The organism is Bradyrhizobium lablabi, from assembly GCF_018129385.1.
In the GTDB taxonomy this organism is placed as follows: domain Bacteria; phylum Pseudomonadota; class Alphaproteobacteria; order Rhizobiales; family Xanthobacteraceae; genus Bradyrhizobium; species Bradyrhizobium lablabi_C.
Genome location: NZ_JAFCLN010000007.1, coordinates 265,091 through 286,410, shown reverse-complemented (window position 1 = coordinate 286,410; position 21,320 = coordinate 265,091). Strand labels below are relative to the sequence as shown.

General features: G+C 61.7%; 12 protein-coding genes. 11 read left to right on the top strand and 1 reads right to left on the bottom strand.

Going from position 1 to position 21,320, the window contains the following annotated elements:
• Positions 1–77 precede the first annotated feature (77 nt).
• The 10 genes from JQ628_RS16925 (at position 78) to glmS (ending at position 13,291) form a co-directional block, all read left to right on the top strand.
• Entirely contained in the window at positions 78–863 is a 786-nt protein-coding gene (locus JQ628_RS16925) for an endo alpha-1,4 polygalactosaminidase (protein WP_212223887.1), read from the top strand.
• Between the two features lie 223 nt (positions 864–1,086).
• Positions 1,087–2,136, top strand: coding sequence for a hypothetical protein (locus tag JQ628_RS16920; RefSeq protein ID WP_212223885.1), 1,050 nt, complete (start codon positions 1,087–1,089; stop codon positions 2,134–2,136).
• Positions 2,133–3,047 (top strand): hypothetical protein, encoded by a 915-nt coding sequence (locus JQ628_RS16915; RefSeq protein WP_212223883.1) that lies wholly within the window; start codon positions 2,133–2,135, stop codon positions 3,045–3,047. Before JQ628_RS16920 ends, JQ628_RS16915 begins: the two co-directional genes overlap by 4 nt.
• Positions 3,047–4,606, top strand: a complete 1,560-nt coding sequence (pelF, locus tag JQ628_RS16910; RefSeq protein ID WP_212223882.1) for a GT4 family glycosyltransferase PelF — start codon at positions 3,047–3,049, stop codon at positions 4,604–4,606. The genes JQ628_RS16915 and pelF overlap by 1 nt, the downstream gene beginning before the upstream one ends.
• A complete protein-coding gene (gene pelG, locus JQ628_RS16905) occupies positions 4,569–5,954 on the top strand; it encodes an exopolysaccharide Pel transporter PelG (protein WP_212223881.1) in 1,386 nt (461 codons plus the stop codon). Before pelF ends, pelG begins: the two co-directional genes overlap by 38 nt.
• A 98-nt stretch (positions 5,955–6,052) precedes the next feature.
• A complete protein-coding gene (locus JQ628_RS16900) occupies positions 6,053–7,042 on the top strand; it encodes a GDP-mannose 4,6-dehydratase (RefSeq protein ID WP_349628077.1) in 990 nt (329 codons plus the stop codon).
• A 65-nt stretch (positions 7,043–7,107) separates the two neighbouring features.
• Complete coding sequence (locus JQ628_RS16895; RefSeq protein ID WP_212223879.1) at positions 7,108–8,490, top strand: tetratricopeptide repeat protein; 1,383 nt, start codon at positions 7,108–7,110, stop codon at positions 8,488–8,490.
• Positions 8,491–8,699: 209 nt separating this feature from the next.
• A complete protein-coding gene (locus JQ628_RS16890; protein WP_212223878.1) occupies positions 8,700–10,085 on the top strand; it encodes a polysaccharide biosynthesis/export family protein in 1,386 nt (461 codons plus the stop codon).
• A gap of 461 nt (positions 10,086–10,546) precedes the next feature.
• Positions 10,547–11,446 (top strand): Crp/Fnr family transcriptional regulator, encoded by a 900-nt coding sequence (locus JQ628_RS16885; protein ID WP_212223877.1) that lies wholly within the window; start codon positions 10,547–10,549, stop codon positions 11,444–11,446.
• 15 nt (positions 11,447–11,461) lie between these two features.
• Complete coding sequence (glmS, locus tag JQ628_RS16880) at positions 11,462–13,291, top strand: glutamine--fructose-6-phosphate transaminase (isomerizing) (protein ID WP_212223875.1); 1,830 nt, start codon at positions 11,462–11,464, stop codon at positions 13,289–13,291.
• A gap of 149 nt (positions 13,292–13,440) precedes the next feature.
• Here the strand turns inward: glmS and JQ628_RS16875 are convergent, their stop codons facing one another.
• Positions 13,441–14,265, bottom strand: a complete 825-nt coding sequence (locus tag JQ628_RS16875; protein ID WP_212223873.1) for a LuxR C-terminal-related transcriptional regulator — start codon at positions 14,263–14,265, stop codon at positions 13,441–13,443.
• 458 nt (positions 14,266–14,723) lie between these two features.
• Between JQ628_RS16875 and JQ628_RS16870 the strand changes: the two genes are divergently transcribed.
• Positions 14,724–21,092, top strand: a complete 6,369-nt coding sequence (locus tag JQ628_RS16870; protein WP_212223872.1) for a VCBS domain-containing protein — start codon at positions 14,724–14,726, stop codon at positions 21,090–21,092.
• Positions 21,093–21,320 lie beyond the last annotated feature (228 nt).

The window sequence follows — 21,320 nt, the reverse complement described above, 5'->3', positions numbered from 1 at the left end:
GGTCGACACGTCGGGGATTCCTCGCTGCGGGTGCAGCGTTCTTGTCTGCGACCACCAGAGCGGCCGGCTCAATACGAGTGAGCGCCGTCGCGCGGAAGCCCATCCGTTGGCTGGCATTCTACGGAGCGGCAGCCGAGGAGGCTGTACTGGCAAGCTACGATATTGTGGTGCTGGACCCGGCCTTTCGAGGCTCGATCAGCGTGGTCGCCAGCGGCGGCGCAAGGGTTTGCGGTTATCTCAGCCTCGGCGAAATCAGCATGTCGGACGCGCTCGTGGCGCAGCTCGATCCCGCGGCGTTGCTTCCGGAGAACCCGGATTGGCCCGGGATCCATCGCGTCGATATCAGGCATCCGGCATGGCGATCGCTCATTCTCGACGTCCGGATCCCGGCTATTGCGGCGCAGGGTTTCACCGGCCTGATGCTCGATACCCTCGACTCGCCCCCGTATCTCGAACAACTGAACCAGGTCTGCTATCGCGGGATGCGTGCTGCCGCCATCGAGCTGGTGGCGTCTATCCGCACCCGCTGGCCGGACATGATGCTGATCATGAACAGGGGTTATGCCCTGTTGCCGGATATCGCCGGACAGATCGACGCTGTGATTGCCGAGAGCCTGATGACCTCGCCCGGGCCGCTCGGCGAAGGCTTTACTTGGGTGGATCGTCACCAGCTCGACCAGCAGCTGGCGCTGCTTCAGCCCGCGACGCGCAGAAATCCGCCATTGCCGATTCTGAGCCTCGACTACTGGAATCCCGATGACACGAGCACGATGGCGGAAATCTATCGTCGGGAACGCGAATTTGGTCATCACCCCTACGTCGCGACGCGATCGCTGGACCGGATCGTGTCCGAGAGCCGCTGATTTCCGAAAAAGCCGCGAGAGAAATACTGGCCACCGACAGCGCTGACGTCGATCTGATGCAGATCAGGGTTCTTGGTTGGCGTTGCCTAAAGTCAGCGGTTACACCAGTCGACAGGCGCGCGCATGTGCCGTCCGGTGCGTGCTTTGCGCGAAGATTGCATGCGGCCTGAAAAAGGGAGCTTGCGTCGTCAGGCCGCGAGCGCCCTCTAGTGAGTATCCGGTCATGTCGAGCACTTCGATCAAGGGTGATCTGGCGGTCCCGGCGCCCGCGAGCAACCGCCGTGAGGATCGAAGTGCGAAGACGGGCGACGACGGCGTGGCGCACCGGGATCTGCCCTTACTCGAGATTCTTTTGCTCACGGAATGGCGAAGGCTGTTCCTCGAGACGTTCTTTATGCTTGGCCTGATCACGGCCTTCCAGCATTGGCTGTTTGGCACCGCCGACGTTCTGGGGCTGCCGCATCCTTACTGGCTTCCTGTGCTTCTGGCGTCGTGCCAATACGGCGTCAACGGCGGCCTCGTCGCGAGCATTGCGGCGTCCGTCATATATTTTGCTCAATTGTCGCCCGCTTCCGCGGTCCAGGACTACTACGCGTACGCGCGGACGGTCGCGGTCCAGCCGGCCACCTGGCTGGCAACCGCCCTGGTTCTCGGCGGCTTGCGCAACCTGCATATTCATCAATTCCAGGAACTGACCGACCAGCTTGCAGCCATGCGTCGCCGTGCCAATGACCTCAGCGGCGGCGTCGAGCGTGCCGCAATCGAAATCTACGCGCTCGAACGTCGGCTGGCGCTTGAAACCGGCAGCGCGGCGGCGTTCTCGCGAGCCCTCGCGCTGATCGATCTGAGCAATCGGCGAGCCGCGGCGCAGAGCTGTGGCGAGTTGTTCCGGGTCGCCACCGGCGTCTCGACCATCACGATCTATCTAGAGGACCACGGCAGTTACGTGCCGGTGTGGGCAATCGCGGACGACAGCGTCCGCCCCACGGGATCGATGCAGGCGCTTACCGGCCTCGCAGTCGAGACGATGATGGCTGGAGACGCCAAACGCGAACTCCCGCCAGACTCAACCGATAGCGAGCCGCGCGTCGAGCGTGCTGTGGTCCGCGTGCCTCCATCCGGTGATGCTGCGGAGCAGTTGGCGGTGATCGTTTGCGACTTCGATGCATCGAGGGATGCAAGCGAGTTTCACCGCCGCTCGAACGAGATGGGACGCGCCTTTGCGACAATTCTGCACGCATGCCCGGATGTGGCGTTGGAGACGCGCTCATGACGTCCGCCGCGGCCCTGCCACTCGTGTTCGGTCGAAGAGAGATTGCACGGCTCGTGCGGCGCTTCCGCCGCCTTGCCGTACTGACGCGCTGGCGTTCCAGTCTTGCTGTCGCGCTGCTCGGATGTCAAACCGCGCTGCTCAGCGCGCTACTTAACGGGCAGATTCAGCTAGGCACCTACATCGTCGTTGATGTCTTTGGCTGCGCGGCGCTGGCGGCCCTTCTAGTATGGCGCGCACGCCACGCCCGGAATCGGGAGCGCTACTTCACGGCGTTGCAGATCGTGGCCTGGTCCGCCGTGGCGGGGCCGTTCGGTACGCTCGTTGCGATGGCTATTGCGTTCTCGTCACCGATCCATTCGTGGATCGCGCGCGATCGAGGCGTTGCGCGCACGACAACAGAGCATGACGAGGTCGAACTCTGCGAGCGCGTTCACATCGCCTTACTCGACCACCGCATCCGTATCGAAGGGGCCTCCCGTATCCATCCGCTGATGGACGTCATTTCTGAGGGATCACAACCGGAAAAGCTCGAGGCTCTGGGCGTTGTTTATCGGAAATTCGAGACGGGATTGGTTGCCGTATTGAGACGCGGCCTGCGCGACTCCGATGCGTCGGTTCGCGTGCTGGCGGCGACTGTCATGTCCAAGCTGCACGCCATATTTGTCGGCAAGGTGGGCGTCTGTCAGGCCACAGCGGCCGCGCATCCGCTGATAGCGCAGAGTTGGTGCAATCTCGCGCAAGCCCGCCTTGCCTATGCTGCGAGCGGCCTGCTCGAAGGCGAGCAGGCGCGGACACAGATCGAGTCTGCCGTCGGTGACTTGTCGCGTGCAAAGGAACTGGATCCTGCAGATCTGGCGTGTGCCGGTCACCAGGAATCCGCGCGGCGACAACTATCAGCCTGGAGGACGTGATGTTGCCGTCGCCGTCCGAGCATCAGGCCGATACGAAGCAGGCAATTGCGGAGCGGACGGCTGACGTCTGCCTGATCGTCGAGGGCGGCTACCCTTATACTCTCGGTGGCGTGGCGTCATGGTCCGACGCGTTGATGCGCGCTTCGCCGAACCTGACGTTCCACGTCATTGCGATCAGCATTTCAAGTCAGCCACGGCGTCGCAGTTTTGTGCTTCCCAACAATGTGCTCGGCGTCACCGACATCCTCCTCGACGTCTGTCCTCGCGGACGCATTCCGACGTCTCGCGACGGAGAGAGCATGAAGCGAATCTTCCAGCGTTTGCGCGGAGCGCTGACCACTGGAAAGGGAGACGAGTTCGCGGAATTGGTTGAACTCGTGCGGATCACAGGCTTGGGACGGGCGGCCTTGCTGGATTCCAAGGAAGGCTGGCGCGCGATGGAGGAGGCATATGAAAGCCTTCTGCCCAACGGCCCTCTCCTCGACTTCTTCTGGTCATGGCGTTTCCTTGTGAGCAGCGTGCTCGCCGTGATCAGCACTCCATTGCCATCAGCTCACGTGTTTCACGCCGTGGCGACCGGGTTCGCCGGCATCGTGGGTAGCTACGCGAAGGTAGCCGCGAAAGCGCCGTTACTCCTGACCGAGCACGGGATCTACACGAACGAGCGCCGGATCGAGCTCGCGGTGTCGGACTGGCTGTTCGACTCAGGCGCTGGAGGTTACGTGACCGCCGAGCCGATCGAGCTGCGGTCGACCTGGCTGGAAGCATTCAAATCCTTCTCAAAGATCAGCTACGATTTCGCCGATATCATCACCACGCAGTACCGCGCCAATCAGAACTTCCAGCGCCATGACGGCGCGCCCGACGAGAAGCTGCGGATCGTCCCCAATGGCATCGACGTCGCCAAATTCGCGGCGGTGCCGAAAAGCACGGCGCCGCGATCACCGACAGTACTGATGATCGGTCGCATCGTTCCGATCAAGGATGTCAGAAGCTTCATCATGGCGGTCGCGCTGCTCAAGGAGCGCGTGCCTGACGTCGTGGCCATCCTGATCGGACCGGAGGATGAGGATCCCGAGTATGCGACAAGCTGTCATCGGCTCGTCGATCAGCTCGGTGTCGCCTCGTCGATACAGTTCCCGGGCCGGGTGCCGGACGTCCTGACTTACCTCGGCGCAGCCGACGTGCTGGCGCTATCGAGCATCAGCGAAGCCCAACCAATCGCGATGCTGGAAGCGGCCGCGGTTGGGATACCGATTGTGTCGACCGATGTCGGATCGTGTCGCGAGATCCTAGAGGGCTTCGATGGGGATCCGGTCAAGGGTCGTGGAGGCTTCGTTGTCGAGCCCTGCAATCCGACGGCGATGGCCGAAGCGCTGGCCACAATCCTGCGTGATCGCGACATGCAGGCGGAGATGGCGAACGTAATGCGCCGCCGCGTTGCCTCTTACTACCACAAGGACCGCGTTCGAGCTCTCTATGAAGGGCTTTACTCCGATCTCGCCGCGCGATCCATCACCTATGGCCAGAACGATGACCGGCATCAATATCACAATTGAGGCGATGACACGGCGCGGGACGCTGGCGGGCGTGTTCAGCGCCTACACATACGCCGCGCTGCTTGTCGCCGGCCCCTGGATTTTTACCGTGCTCGGCCTGTTCAGTCTCGGCGCCGCGTGCACGGGGAACTGCATCGACCTGACGATCTTCCGGTCCATCGTCATCTACAATTCGATGTATGCGCTGATCGTCACGAGCCCGCTGGCCTTCCTCTGCGGACGGTTTGTCTCGGAGCAGGTGGAGCGCGGATGCTGCGATGCCATCTTTCACGCCCTCGTCCTTGCGGTTGGTGCCTTCGGCCTGCTCACTCTCGCAAGCGTTGCGCCGTTCTATATCTATGCAACGACTCTCGACGATGCCGAGAAGGTGGCAAGTATCCAGAACGCAATCATGATCGGCTGCTCGTGGTTGCTGATTCCGTTCCTCGGTGGAGTGCGCGCCTACAATGCCGTGCTGGTGGCGTTCGGTACCGGCGCCGTCTCAATGCTGCTTTTCGGCAGCGCGTTGCACGAGCCGCAGGCGGCAACGCTTCTGCTGGCCTTTAACGGCAGCTTCGCGATCACCAACCTGATCTTGCTCGGCAATGTGGTGTATCGCTTCGGTACGAAGATCGTAGTCGATCACAAATTGCGGGCCAGCTTGATGCGACACTGGGAACTGCCGGCGGCCGGCTTCGTATACGCACTCGGATTGTGGATCGACAAGATCATCATGTGGCATGCCGCGCCGTCTGGCGGCCTGGTGGCGGCCGGCGCGCTGAAGACTATGCCGAGCTACGACACAGCGATGTTTTGGGCGCAGCTGTCCTCGATTCCGATCATCGCAGTGTTCTTCGTTCATGTGGAGACACGGTTCTCCGTCATGACCCACAACTACCATACGCGAATGCAACAGCGCGCGACGCTGCGAGAGCTGAATGAGATCGTCAGCAGCGTCGGGACTTACGTGTTGTCGAGCATGTTCGGCCTGTTCTCGGCGCTCGGCATCGTTGCCGGAATGATGATCATGCTCTCGCTGGCATTCATGCCGGAACTCGGCCTCCGTCCGGCCTACATGGGTATCCTGCGCGTTTCACTGTGCTCGATGGCGTTCTACACCAGCGCGATGTTCTGCTTCACATTCCTGCTCCACCTCGACCTGCGTCGGCCGGCGCTGCTGACCGTGCTGAGCTTCCTCGTGCTCAATGCCGCCCTGACCCTGGCGCTCCTGCCGCTCGGTCCGGATTTCTACGGCTACGGGAATATGATCGCGGCGGCCGCCAGCCTTCTGGTGGGCTTCAGCCTCGTCCTGAAAGAATTGTCCTGGTTGCATTTCCACGCCTTCGTCACCAACAATCCGTCGTTGTGAGGGAGCCAGCGAGAAACGCAATTTCATTCTACGGCAGCTCGTTTGCCGGTTGTACGGAAATTTTCATCACGTGCGCGATTCCGGAGCGGAGGAGGTAGATCATGTGGAAGGGCAGGAAGGTTCTGGTTACTGGTGCGGGTGGCTTCATCGGCAGTCACCTGGCTGAGGCGCTGGCTCAGGCGGGGGCGATTACGACCGCCATGGTTCGATACAACTCTTCCTCGTCGATCGGCAATCTAGCGTTTCTCGATGCGCGAACGCGCGACGCGATACGGATCGTCAGCGGGAATGTTGAGGACAGCGACTTCGTCAACCGGGCGGTCGAGAGGCAGGATGTCGTGTTCCACCTCGCCGCGCTGATTGCCATCCCTTACTCCTACGAGGCGCCGCGTAGCTATGTGCGCACCAATGTCGAGGGCACGCTGAATGTGCTGGAGGCCGCCCGTCGCTGCGGCACCGAACGGGTGGTGCATACCAGCACCTCCGAAGTCTACGGCACCGCGCTCAGGACGCCGATCGACGAGAACCATCCGTTGCAGGGACAGTCGCCTTATTCGGCGACGAAGATCGCGGCCGACAAGCTGGCGGAGAGTTATTACCGGTCGTTCGGGACACCGGTCACGACGGTGCGGCCCTTCAACACGTTCGGGCCTCGCCAGAGCGCGCGCGCGTTCATTCCAACCATCATTTCGCAGGCACTCGAGCGTGACGAGATCCTGCTCGGATCGCTCACCCCAGAAAGGGACATGACGCTCGTCAGCGACACGGTCGCCGGTTTCATGGCGGCGGGGACAACGCAGGGACTCGAAGGGATGACGATCAATCTCGGCACTGGCAAGACTTACTCGGTCGGCTGGTTCGCCGAACGGATCCTCAAGTTGATGGGTGTCAACAAACGGCTCGTCCAGGACGATGCGCGGTTGCGTCCGGCACTGAGCGAGGTCATGAAGCTGGTTTCGGATAACACCCGGGCGCGAGAGATCATGGGCTGGACGCCCACGGTATCGCTCGATGAAGGCTTGCAGCGGACTATTGCATTTTTCCGCACGCATTCGCTGGGCAGCCAGGTGGAAAGCTATGTCCGGTAAGTGGCTGGCCGCAGTGCGTCACGCGATGACATGTCTCAGGTGGTAGTACCCGACGAGGTGTCGAAATGAAGACATCGCGGCAATTCGTCCTCATGGTGGTTGTCGCGCTCGGTGTTGCGGCCGTTGTGTTGTTGCCCCGGCGCGAAGAACATGCCGCCATGCTTGCCAGCGAGGGGCGACATGAGGAGGCGATTGCTCTGCTCGAGCGTCAGTCAGCTGGTTCCGCCAAGGACCCGGACGCGCTCGCGGCGCTTGGCCGCTCCCATGCCGCGCTCGGCGACTTGCCGCGTGCAGTCGAAGCGTTCGATGCGTATCTAGCGATGCGTCCGAATGATGCGGCGGCGCTGCGGAGTGAGGCAGAGCTCCTGCTGCTGGGCGGATCAAGGGATCGTTATCTCGACGTTCAAGCGCGCCTGGTCGCAGCACAGCCGTCTCCCGCAAGTGTCAGCCGGCTGATAGAGCTTTTCCGTCTGCACGGACGCGAAGCGGACGAGCTGGCAACGTTGCAGACTTATGCGCGCAGGGGGATGCTGGATGAATCGCAGCTCGAGCGGCTGGGAACGATCCTCGCCGAACGCGGGAATTGGCGCGAGGCGCGCAAGTGGTTGGAATTGGCCGACCGACGGGCTCCGGCTGCCGCCAGTGCCGGGCGTCTTCTGCTGCTTGAGCTGCTGATCCAGGCCAAGGAGAACGACCGTGCTACCGAACGCGCGCGGGCCTGGATGAAGGCCTGGCGCAGCCCCTTCTTGTGCGCGAAGTTGATTCTCAGACTGGCGCGGTCCGGCCTCGATGCTGGAGCGTCCGAACTGGCATCACACTATGTGGAGCTGATGCCAGACGATGCGCCGGAGATGATCCATTATCTCGCTGGCAAAGGCCGGCAGGGGCTTGCGCATCGGATGTTGCTGCGCTGGGGCGACCGCATGTCCAGGCCGGACGGGCAGCAACTGCGCGCGTTCGTTCAGGCGTCAGCGCTGGTCGGCGATGTCGGTGCTCCGTTGACCAAGATGGCGCAGCTTGTGCGCAGCGGCTCTGACCTGAACGCGCAAGGCAAGTTGGCCGAAGAAGTGGCGAATGCGTTTGGCAAGTCGGCCTTGGCTGCAATCCGGCCGTTTCTGTCGAACGAGGCGCTGCTCACACGGCCGCTGTTTGCCGCAGAGCTTTCATTGTTCGAAGGTAACAGTGAGATGGCACGCTGGTTCCTGGCCCGGGTTGAACCAGCGCAGTTGTCGGCTGAACGGTCGACCGAATGGCTGACGATGCTGCATCGCCTGGAAACCGACGCCGAGGTGGTCACGCGGTTGACGACGCTGTGGAGCGAGGGACGCCTGCCTCCGGAATTGCTTCCCCAGTTCGCCGATGAAGCGGTCAAACAAGGGCGAATCAGAATCCACGACCGGATCTGGAATTCCGTCAGGTATCAACCCGACGGACACGCTTCAAGGTAGTGGCGTACATTATTTACTTTCCGTTGCGTGCGTCTGTATCGTTGCTGATGCAGATCAGTGTTTTACACTCGCTTTGCCGATCGCAACCCGTCAGTTTGTTGCGTGGCCACAACCCGTGTTTTCGTGCCGAGTTGCTCGCGTGTGGCGGGTAGATGCGACTATCGGAGACCCAGGAGGGTGCTGGGCCACTGCAGGAATGGAGCAGTCCGATGCTCGCGATCGTCAGAATTTGTGCTACGATTTTGGTTGCCGTCGCTTTGGCGGGCGGCGTGGCTCTCGGTCAAACCAATCCGCCGCAGCCGGGCGCTCCCGATGCCGCCAGAGCAGCGTCACCGGGCGAGCCGTCGCTTGAAGTCGGCGATAAGCTCAAGATTTCGTTCTACGAAACGATCGATGTCGGGGCCGCGAAGCAGGGAAACCGTGACCGGGCCGAACCGCAGGGCGTGCTGCGAACTTTCTACCAGCGCATGGACCTGGGTGGCGATTACACGGTCGAGCCGGACGGCGCGATTTCGATCCCTCTGCTTGGCCGCTTCGCGGTCGAGAAGCGCGCCCTTGACGAGCTACGGGCCGATATCGCGGTCTCGTTCATGTCGGTGATGGGCCGCAGCGCAAACATCGAAATCAAGATCGCCGAGCGTGCGCCGATCTACGTCCTCGGTTCTGTGAAGAATCCGGGGTCATACAAGCACGTGCCCGGCATGATCGTGCTTCATGCAGTCGCGCTCGCCGGCGGCCTGGACCGTGGCGAAGGCAGTCTGGCCAGTCTGATCGAAGGCGCGCGGGAGATGGAGCGACTGCGCAGTGCGACCGTTCAGGTCAAGCATTTGCTGGTCCGCCGTGCTAGGCTGGAAGCGGAGCGAGACGGCGCCTCGTCGCTGTCGGTTCCGCTGCAACTGGCCTCGCTGGCCGGCGAGGAGGCGGTCGCCCGCAGGCTGATTGCCATCGAGAATACGATCCTTCGCGCCGAGCAGGCCAGGCGCATGCAGCAGGTTCGGGAAGTGAATTCCAAAGCGGATTCCGCGCGCAACGAGATGGAGGCGTTGCGACGCAAGCTCGAGCAGGTCGATGCCCAGAGGGATATGCGGCTTGAGCGCCTTGGCGAGCTGCAAAAGCTCAAGGACCGCGGTTGGGTGACGAGCAATAACGTCGTCACGCTGCGCTCGGAATTGTCTGACATCGAGGCGCGCCGGCAAGACTATCTCGCGCAGATCGCGCAGGCCGAGTCGCGGCTGGCGGAAGCGGAAGAAGCCGGTCCGCGACTGCTCTCGGAGGACGCGGCGAACCTTGCGAAATCTATTGCGACCATTGACAAGGAGATTGCGGCAGCCCAGGAGACCATGACCTCGGCCAGGGCGCTTGCGGTGGTTCTTCAGAAGACGAATGGCGCACCGCAGGCGGAATCTTACGAAATCGTGCGTCAATCCAGGGAAGGTCCCCAGAAGCGCCAGGCGACGGAGATGTCCTCGTTGATGCCGGGCGATGTGCTCAAGGTGATCGCCAAGACGACGTCTCCAGTCGTGCCCGGCGTGCTCGCTCCCTTGCCACAGTCTGAACCCGGTCCGAATCGCACGTACACGTCGAACGAACGGTGAGGGTGGTCCTGTCCTGCACTTGCTGGCGAGATAAGGTACAGAGGTCATTGCTGAGTACCTCACGCCGCCGCTGAAGCTCCGGTGAGCTTCGCGAACCTCTTCCGGAGGAGCGGCGCCATCACGCTGTTCACCACGTATGCAATCAGCCGATGTGATGCATGGGTCGCTCGAGGATCTCGCGCTCGCGTCTGAAAGCCGCGGTCACCATGACGTCGGCATGAGCCCGAAAGATGCGTCGACGTGACAAGCGCATTGGCGCGGTCGTTGCGATCTGCGAGTTACCTCCAAAGGATATTTCTCGACCTGAAAATGCAGCTCAAAGGCTTACCTCTCATTAACGTACGATCAATTTGACGAAACTGCTAAGGTCGGCGCTCTAGATACTGTTTACCTTATTTATTTCTTTTCGAGCATTCGCCGCTGGCCGCGACGTCGGTGCCGAGGCTCACGAGGGCTCCGCAATGATGTTCCGGCACAAGCCATATATCGAAGATGATCTTTCCCCGACGCAAACGTACCCATCCACGGTCAACGCGTCGCACGACGAGTCTGAGCTTGCCCGATTTGTCGAATACATCTGTGCTCATGGCGACTGCCTGCATCTTCGGTCGCAGCAGCGCGTTCCGCTTCCCCAGCCGGGCAAGGTGGTGGTGCTGCGGGAAGGAACGCTGGCAATCGATGCAATGCCGGCAAAGGGAAAGCTGCAGGTGCTGGACTTTCTCCTTCCGCACGACGTGCTGTCAGCCGCGACGGTCCTTCCCGCCCCCGGCGTTTCGTTGCGGGCAATCACTCCCGCTTCGCTGGTGTCCCTGGATCCGCCTCCCGTCAATCGGACCGTGCCGCCGCATGATTACTGGACCTTCCTGGTCATGCGCTGCCACACGCAGCTAGCACGTGCCAATATTCATCAATTGCTGACCGGGCGTCTGGAGACCGAGCAGCGCGTTGCCTCGTTCATCCTGGCGCTCGCGCTAAGGAAGCTGGGCAAGGAGTCGCGCTGCGTGTCCGTCGAACTTCCGATGTCACGCACCGACATTGCCAACTATCTCGTGATCAACTGCGACACGTTGAGCCGTACGATGATGCGGTTCTGCGACAGCGGTCTGATCGAGCGCGAGAGCCGACATGCAATCCGCGTCGTCGACATCGATGCGCTGAAGAAGAAATCTCCGCTCGCCTCTCTGCTGTCGGCGATGTTCGAGAAGCGAACGGACCGACAGGAGTACGGGTTTGGGAGTCATGCCGAAGCACGCACGTCAGCTCCTGCGGACGAAGATCACAGCGTCGCTCCCCTGGTCCTAACCGTCGCCGGATTGCGTTCGCCTGCAAGCAATCCTCACTCTTCGCGCGGCGCATCATAGATTTTCGGAGGGGCCATGTGTGGAATCGTCGGTTTCGTCGGGCAGGGCCCGGCTTCTGCTCCCCTTCTGGACGCGCTGAAGCGGCTGGAGTATCGCGGATATGATTCCGCCGGGATTGCGACGCTCGAGGGCGGCTTGCTGACGCGGCGTCGCGCGGTCGGCAAGCTCGTCAACCTTGAGAGCCGGCTTGCCTCGCAGCCGCTTGCCGGGCGGATTGGCATCGGTCATACCCGCTGGGCAACGCACGGACGTCCAAATGAGAACAACGCGCATCCGCACGCCATCGACGGCGTCGCGGTGGTTCACAATGGGATCATCGAGAACCATCGAGAGTTGCGCAACGAACTCAAGGAGGCTGGTGCGCGCTTCGCCACCGAGACCGATTCAGAGGTGGTTGTGCATCTCGTCAGTCGCGAACTGAAGAAGGGATGCGGACCGGTTGGGGCGGTGCGCAAGGCATTGCCGCGGCTGAACGGCGCGTTTGCGCTCGCGTTCCTGTTCGAGGGGCACGATAATCTCCTGGTTGGCGCCCGAAGAGGCTCACCGCTCGCCGTTGGCTACGGGCACGGCGAGATGTTTCTCGGTTCCGACGCGATAGCGCTTGCGCCGCTGACTGACATGATCAGTTACCTCGAGGACGGGGACCTCGCGGTCATTACGCGAGAGGGAATTGAGTTTCTCGATGTGACAGGCCAGCACCTGCGCCGGGCGCCGGCCAGGATCGCCGGTTCGGCCGTGGTCATTCACAAGGGTGAGCATCGCCATTTCATGGCAAAGGAAATTCACGAACAGCCGAAGGTGGTCGACCAGACGCTTGCGCAATACATGGACCGTTCCAGCGGTACAATCAGACTCCCAAAGCACTCCGGTCTCGACTTCCGCGAAATCGATCGCGTGTCGATTACAGCCTGCGGTACGGCATTCTATGCCGGGTTGATCGCAAGATACTGGTTCGAGCGCTACGCCAAGCTATCAGTCGACATCGACATCGCGTCGGAATTCCGCTATCGCGACGTGCCGTTCGGCGCGGGTAATCTGGCGATCTTTGTGTCGCAGTCCGGCGAGACGGCGGACACGCTCGCCTCGCTGGAGTTCGCAAAAACCCATGGTCAGCGAGTGCTTTCCGTTGTCAACGTGCAAACGTCGACGATGGCACGTGCCAGCCAGATCGTATTGCCGACGCTGGCAGGCCCGGAAATCGGGGTCGCGTCCACCAAGGCGTTCACGTGCCAGCTGGCGACGCTGGCCTGCATTGCGATCGCGGCGGGCCGCGATCGGGGTGTGCTGGCGACCGAAGACGAAAACTTGCTGGTCGGGGCGCTTGCCGATATCCCACGCTACATGACCCGAGCGCTTGAGTTGGAGCCGCAAGTCCGCCAGCTCGCGCGCAAGATCTCCGCGGCGCGCGACGCCCTGTTCATAGGCCGCGGCACCAATTATCCGCTTGCGCTGGAAGGGGCGCTCAAGCTCAAGGAAATAACCTACATCCACGCAGAGGGCTATGCGGCCGGCGAGCTCAAACACGGACCGATCGCGCTGATCGAAAAGGATCTGCCCGTGATCGTGATCGCGCCAGGCAGCGACATGGCGTTCGAGAAGACCATGTCGAACATGCAGGAAGTGATCGCACGCGGGGGCCGTATCATCCTGTTGACCGATCAGAGAGGCGCCTCACTGGCGGCACCCGGCGCCTGGTCTGTGCTGGAGCTACCGGACATGCCGCAGATCGTGATGCCGCTGGTTTTTGCGGTGCCACTGCAGCTCTTGGCCTATCACACCGCGGTAGTCCGGGGTACCGACGTCGACCAGCCGCGCAATCTGGCGAAGTCCGTGACGGTCGAATAGTCCGTCGGAGGCCGCAATCGTCTGCGTCTGCCTATGGGCCACCAGTCCTCAGGCAATCTGAGATGAGACAACGAGTCGCGACCTGGCGGGGAAGGAGCGGTTCTTGCTCGCGAGTCCTCGCGCGCCGGAACGTCGTCTGGCGTTGCTGCTTAGAGGCTGAATGATGGCCGCCTAGACGGAGGTACCAGCCCCTCAGGTTGCTTCTCCTCGGAGACTGTCTTGACGTGACCTGAAAATGACCCGTTTGAAATCGATGGCAGCATTTGCCGTCTTCCAGGGTGTGGGAATCCATTATTGAGGCCCCAGATCGCGGCCTGCGTCCGGTTCTGGACCCCGATCTTGCGAAAGATCGCCTTGACATGGACTTTGACGGTTGCTTCGGCAATATTGATTTTCCGGCCTATGCATTTGTTGGTGTCACCCCCGATGATACAGCGCAAAATCAGCTTCTCGCGCGGGGAGAGCAGCGAAGGGGGAGTATCTTTTTCCGCGACGAGGATTGGCTCGCCCATCCGATCATCGGCCGTGGCCTCAACCGTCTGACTGCTTTTGGGATCGAGTACGCGTGACAGGAATGCCGGTGGGAAAATCGTTTCGCCCATCATGACAAGCTCCATTGATTTTGTGAACCTGTCGCACGTAATGGCGTTGGCGAAGTATCCGTTGGCACCCGCGCGGAATGCCGAACTCATTTCTTTCAGCCCATAACGGTCGGCAACGACCGCGATGCGTCCATCTGGATGCATGCGTCTGAAATTTTCGATTAGCTCGACTACGTATTCAAAATCATCGCCGGTATGGACGATTAGAAAGAGCGGCAAACCATGCGTAGGTTTGCTCTGCCGCAAATCAACTGCGGATGATACCGATGCCAGGATGCGAAAATTCGCTGCACGTAAGATTCTAGCCAATCCTTCCCTAAGCAAAATGCTTTTTCCAATAAGGACGACTGAAAAAAATCGCTGCCGTAGCATGACAATACTCCCAAACTCTGATCAACGTTGAGTAGCGGTTGAAACTTTTATCAACTCTCCCATTTGGCGATCTGCTCAAAAGTGCAGATTCAAAAGTGCAGATATTGTGTCGACTGGATGGAACTTGCGGCATCCTCTTGTCGATATCGCGGCCTTTCGACTTAGCCTAAGTTTAGATGCGAATTGGCCATGCCCCTATATGCCGTTGGCTATAAACAAGCCGTGCGGCAGCGATCACCAAACAATGGATGTCTCTAACCCGAAAGGTGGGCGTCTCTGGGTGCCCGTACCCCAAAGAGGATAGCCCCTACCCCAAACGACGGATGCGTCACTACCCCAAACGATGGATGTCGGTGCACCGTAGATTAGGTTGCCTACTACCAACCCTTTGAAGAAGCTACGACTCTGAAAATATTGCTTGGGCGCGGAGTTTTTAGGGGGACGGGCAGGGAACGCTCATGCGTGGAACCCGATTGGTGATTGCGGATCGACATCCGATCGTTTTGCAGGGGTTGACGTCAGTATTCGCGACGCAGCGCGACTTCGAGATTGTCGCACGGTGCAACAGCGGAACAAGCTGCCTCGAAGCGATCCGGAATTTGGCGCCCGATATCGCGCTTCTAGGGGATTCTTTTCCTGACGTGACGGCATCCGAAATTCTCGCGATCGCCGACGATGAGAACGTTCCCATCCAGCTGGTTTTCTTCACCGCGGCAGTCGAAGACAGCGATCTCGCCGCGGCAATCGCGGCCGGTTCTTGCAATGTGATTTCGAAATACGCAAACAACGAAACGTTGCTGCGATCCCTGAGGTTGGTGGCGGAGGGCGTCAGTTTACTACCGGAATCGTCGTCGGAATCGACGCCAACGGGGAAGGAAGTAAACGTTGCCAATATCGAAAATGTGCTGGCGGTGCTGACGGAGCGCGAGCGCGAAATCATGCGTTTGGTGGCCGAAGGCTTGTCGAACAAGGCAATTGCGCGCCGGCTCAACATTTCCGACGGCACCATCAAGGTGCACCTCCACCACATATATCAGAAGCTTGAAATCCGGAATCGGACGGTGCTCGCGGCGCTCGCCATATCACAACGATACGGCGGATTCGGCGCGCTGTTGCTTGCAGTGTTGACCGCCATAGCGCCGGACGACGTCCAGGCTGCGGATCCGGATGCCACATTCCTCGATGACGACAGCATCGCATATCAGGATCTCGAACACGGCGTATTCGAGCTCTGGACCAAGGAGGCGATTCCGCGAAGCATTATTGTTGATGATCCCGGACAGACGGTCGAACTCAACAGGGTTGGCTCCTCGATCAGCGTGAGCCGGGCCACGAATTCTACCGCCAGAATGGAAGAGTTGCAGGCGGCCCAGAAGGCCGTGTTCGCCAACTTGGCGAAGGGCTACGGGCCATACGGATCCAGCACGCCGTATTATTTCAATCCGCAGCTGCTGCAACCGATCAACTATGTCCCGCCCGGCAGTCCAGCAACGCAAGCCTCTCTTCCGCCGTTGGAGTCGGCTCCAAGCCCGGTACTGGAGATCACCATCGTCAGGCCGCCCCCTCCACCGCCCGCGCCGCCGACGCTGAATGCAGCGGCTGGCCCGATCCTGGTGGATACGGCAGTGTTCGACACTTTCGCAACATCGAACGGAATCTTCGTCGGCGGCAGTCCTCGCGAGGCCGCCGCACTGACCTATGGCATCAGCGACGGCACTGCCGGCCAGATTGTGTGGGACGGCATAACCTACGATGTGTGGAGGGCCGGTCGCTACGGCACGATTTACCTCAACAGCGCGACCGGCGCTTACACCTACGTTCCCGACAATGACGCAGTCAATGCACTAACGGCACGCACGACCGAAAGCTTTACCATCACCGTTTCAGACGGCACGCTCTCGGCCAACCGGACCTTTACGGTCGCCATCAACGGCATGAACGATGCGGCCATCATATCCGGCGCCACAAGCGGTTCGGTAGTCGAAGCCGGCAGCATCGCCAATGGGCTGCTGGGTGAGTCGACCGCGACCGGCACGCTTACCGACACCGACGTCGACAACGCGGCCAACACCTTCACGGCGATCACCTCGCCGAGGCCGAGCACGGGCGGCTACGGCACCTTCACGATCACGGCAGCCGGCGCATGGTTGTATACGCTCGACAACGCCAACAGCGCGGTGCAGGCGCTCAATGCCGGTGACACGCTGACTGACAGCTTCACGGTGACCACCGTGGACGGCACCGCGCAAGTTGTCGCGGTCACTATCACCGGCAGCAACGACGCAGCCATCATTTCCGGCACCGCGAGCGGCTCGGTGATCGAGTCCGGCGGCACGGGCGTCGGCACTCCCGTTGCGACCGGCACGCTAACTGACATCGACGTCGACAATGCGGCCGACACGTTCGCGGCGGTCGACTTACCGACGCAGAGCGACGAAGGCTACGGCGCTTTCACCATGACGGCGTCCGGCGTGTGGACCTACACGCTCGACAACGCCAATAGTGCGGTGCAGGCGCTCAATGCCGGTGACACGCTGATTGACAGCTTCACGGTGGCCACCGTGGACGGTACCGCGCAAGTTGTCGCGGTCACTATCACCGGCAGCAACGACGCAGCCGTCATTTCCGGAACTGCGAGCGGCTCGGTGATCGAGGCCGGCGGCACGGGGGCCGGCACCCCCGTCGCGACTGGCACGCTCACCGATATCGACGTGGACAATGCTGCCAACGCCTTCACGGCTGTCGGCTCGCCGACAGAGAGCGGCGAAGGCTACGGCACTTTCACCATGACGGCGTCCGGCGTGTGGACCTACACGCTCGACAACGCCAACAGCGCGGTGCAGGCACTCAATCTTGGTGGCACGCTGACCGACAACTTCACGGTGACCACCGCTGACGGCACGGCGCAAGTGGTCACCATCACCATCACCGGCAGCAACGACGCGGCCGTCATTTCCGGCACCGCGAGCGGCTCGGTGACCGAGGCAGGCGGCACGGCGGCCGGCATCCCGGTGGCGACCGGCACGCTCACCGACATCGACGTGGACAATGCTGCCAACACCTTTTTGGCGGTCAATACTCCGACCGAGAGCGACGAGGACTACGGCACGTTCACTATGACAGCCTCCGGCGTATGGACCTACGCGCTCGACAATGCCAACGACGAAGTGCAGGCACTCAATGTCGGTGACACGCTGACCGACAGCTTCACGGTGACAACCGTGGACGGAACCGCGCGAGTTGTCACGGTCACCATCACCGGCAGCAACGATGCAGCCGTCGTTTCCGGCACCGCGAGTGGCTCGGTGATCGAAGCCGACGGCACGGGGGCCGGCACCCCCGTTGCTACCGGCACGCTCACCGACATCGACGTGGACAACACAGTCAACACGTTCACGGCGGTCAATTCACCGACGCAGAGCGACGAAGGCTACGGCACCTTCACGATGACGGCGTCGGGCGTGTGGACCTACACGCTCGACAACGCCAATAGCGCCGTGCAGGCGCTTGATGTCCGCGATACCCTGACCGACACGTTCACTGTGGCCACGGCGGACGGCACCACCCAAGTGGTGACGGTCACCATCCATGGCAGCAGCGATGCCGATCCCAACGATTTCGACAACCTCGCTCCGGGACCCGAGGAAGTATCTGATCCGCCGTTCGTCTACGGAACTCCCCAAGGTGAGAATATCGCGGGAGGAGGCGATGAGTTTCAAATCGTCTATGCGGGCGCCGGCGAAGATATCGTCAACGGCACCGGAAGGGATGACACGCTCTATGCAGGATCCGGCAACGATACGATCAAGGGCAATGATGGCAATGACACGATCTACGGAGGATCCGGGACCGATACCGTGAACGGCAATAACGGCAACGACAGCATCATCGGCGGCTTTGGCGGCGACAGGCTGACGGGGAGCAACGGCAACGACACATTCGTCTATCTGGCCGTGGCCGACTCCAACTCGGGCCAGCTCGATACTATTACCGATTTCGCATCGGGGTTTGACAGGCTCAATCTGGCGGCATTTGGCGCTCTGGCGTTCATGGCGCTGTCTCCGACAGCGACGTCCGTGCCCCCGCACACCGTCGCCTGGATCTACGACAGCGCGAACAATCAAGTCATCGTGTACGTGAATCAGACCGATCGAGCCCTTGATATCGGGCATCCGGCCCTCCTGGAGATTCACTTGCAGGGGGTAGCGTCCGTTCAAGAGGCGGATTTCGTCTATCAGCCCGCAACCGCGACCGTCGCTGCCGCCAGCGAGTCGATTGATCCTGCCCTGGCCGCAATGGCGGCATTGGATGTTCTAGCGGAGAGTAGCGCCGAAGCGACCGACAGCGCGAGCGTCACAGGCAGCGGCTGGACCACAGCCGATAAGAGCTTCAGCTTCCATTTCGCGCGAGATCGGGTCGACCTAACCGATTCCACCCGGGCCAGTCTCGACAAAGCTCCGGAGCATGCGACGGAAGACAGCGGCGATGACTCCGTTAAGCTCGCCAGCGTGCCTTCGATTGAGCTTCCCGGGACCCAACTGATGGAGGTTCATTTCACATTCGATCAGCAACCGATCCACGCAGGTGCCTTCGCAACGACGACCAGCGATGCGGTCGCAACGCCTTCAGGAGCCACGATCGATCCTGGCGGACTCGCCGTCGCACTGACAACGTCGCAGCTCGCCGAGCAAGGCGCAACACCGCCAATTGCTGTCGATTCCGGCCAGTTGCCGCGCGCTTTTCAGACAACGTCTGAAGGCGGTTCCGCAGCCGCCAAGCAGCATGTGGTGCACGACGCAGCACCGGGGAGCGCTGCCAGTCACGACCCATCGCAGCGCGATTTGCACACCGCCTCTGATAACGGTCCCGCAGCCGTCGAGCAGCAGGCGGCGCATGACGCAGCACCCGAGAGTGCTAGTCACGGCCAATCGCAGCGCGATTTGCACAGGGCCTCTGGAGCCGGTTCCGCAGCCGCCGAGCAGCATGTGGCGCACGACGCAGCACCGGGGAGCGCTGCCAGTCACGGCCAATCGCAGCGCGATTTGCACACCGCCTCTGATAACGGTTCCGCAGCTGCCGAGCAGTATGTGGCGCACGACGCAGCACCGGGGCGCGCTGCTAGTCACGGCCAATCGCAGCGCGATTTGCACACCGCCTCTGATAACGGTTCTGCAGCTGCCGAGCAGCATGCGGCGCATGACGCCGCACCTGGGAGCGACGCCGGTCACGGCCGATCGCAGCGCGATTTGCACCAGGCCTCTGGAGACGGTTCCGCAGCCGCCGAGCAGCATGTGGCGCATGACGCAGCACCCGGGAGCGCCGATCACGGCCAATCGCAGCGCGATTTGCACACGGCCTCCGATAACGGTTCTGCAGCTGCCGAGCAGCATGCGGCGCACGACGCAGCACCTGGGAGCGACGCCGGTCACGGCCGATCGCAGCGCGATTTGCACCAGGCCTCTGGAGACGGTTCCGCAGCTGCCGAGCAGCATGTGGCGCATGACGCAGCACCCGGGAGCGCCGATCACGGCCAATCGCAGCGCGATTCGCACAGGGCGTCCAATAACGGTCTTCCAGCCGCCGAGCAGCATGCGGGGGATGACGCAGCATCCGGGAGAGCTACCGGTCACGACCAATCGCAGCGCGATTTGCAGGCGGCCGCTGAAGGCGGTCCCGCAGCCTCTGAGCAGCATGGGGCGCAGGATGCAGCACCCGGGAGTGATGCCGATTACGACCCATCGCAGCGTGATTTGCGAACGGCCTCTAATGACGTTCTCCCGGCCGCCCAGCAGCATGCGGGGGATGACACAGCATCCGGGGGTGCTGCCGATCACGACCAATCGCGGCGCGATTTGCAGGCGGCTGCTAATGACGGTCCCCCGGCCGCCGAGCAGCATGAGGCGCAGGACGCAGCACCCGGGAGTGGTGCCGATCACGACCCATCGCGGCGCGATCTGCAGGCGGCTGCTAATGACGGTCCCCCAGCCGCCCAGCAGCATGCGAGGGATGACGCATCATCCGGGAGTGCTGCCGATCACGACCCATCGTGGCGCGATCTGCAGGCGGCTGCTAATGACGGTCTCCCGGCCGCCCAGCAGCATGCGAGGGATGACGCAGCACCCGGGGGGGCTGCCGATCACGACCCATCGCGGCGCGATCTGCGAACGGCTGCTAATGACGGTCCCCCAGCCGCCGAACAGCATGGGGCGCAGGACGCAGCACCCGGGAGTGATGCCGATCACGACCCATCGCGGCGCGATTTGCGAACGGCTGCTAATGACGGTCCCCCAGCGGCCGAGCAGCATGGGGCGCAGGACGCAGCACCCGGGAGTGATGCCGATCACGACCCATCGCGGCGCGATTTGCAGGCGGCGGCTCATGACGGTCCCCCAGCCGCCGAGCAGCATGTGGCGCGGGACGCCGCATCCAGGAACGGTGCTGATCCCGGCCAATCGCAGCCGGACTTGCACACAGTGTCTGCAGACCCGTCCAACGACTCGGATTCTGAATCGAACCTGAGCACTGCAGGCAAGAACCAGCTCTTGCTCGCCGCCGCCGGTCACGCAGAAATGGCGGCCGCGCCGGAATTCGAAGATTCTCTACAATTCAAGAACGAGATCGCCGCTTCCAGACATTCGGACGCTGTTGACCTGGCGGAGATGGGCCACGGTCCGGCGTCGGCCGCGCATGCCCGGGACGCTGCCGGACAAGACGCTTTGGCGTCTATCCAGGATGCAGAACCGGCTTGGCTATCACTTGCGGAGCAAACCGCCGGTGATCACGCCAAAGGCGGCCATCATCATGTGATGCACGATCTGATCGTGTGATGATGCTGTGTGCTTGTGGGTTCGCCATATCAAAAAGACAAGCTACGCGTCCCGTTCTGAAAAAAGACCCTCAATCGCCCCAAGCCGAAGTGGCGCGAAGCTCCTTGGCGCGTCCACCCTGAAGAACTACTGGGGGAAGCGGGGCGTTTCTGGTGCGGTGTCCAGCAAGCAGGCTGTAAATGAAAAACAGCCATCGATTCAGTGGTGGGCCCGGCAGGACTCAAACCT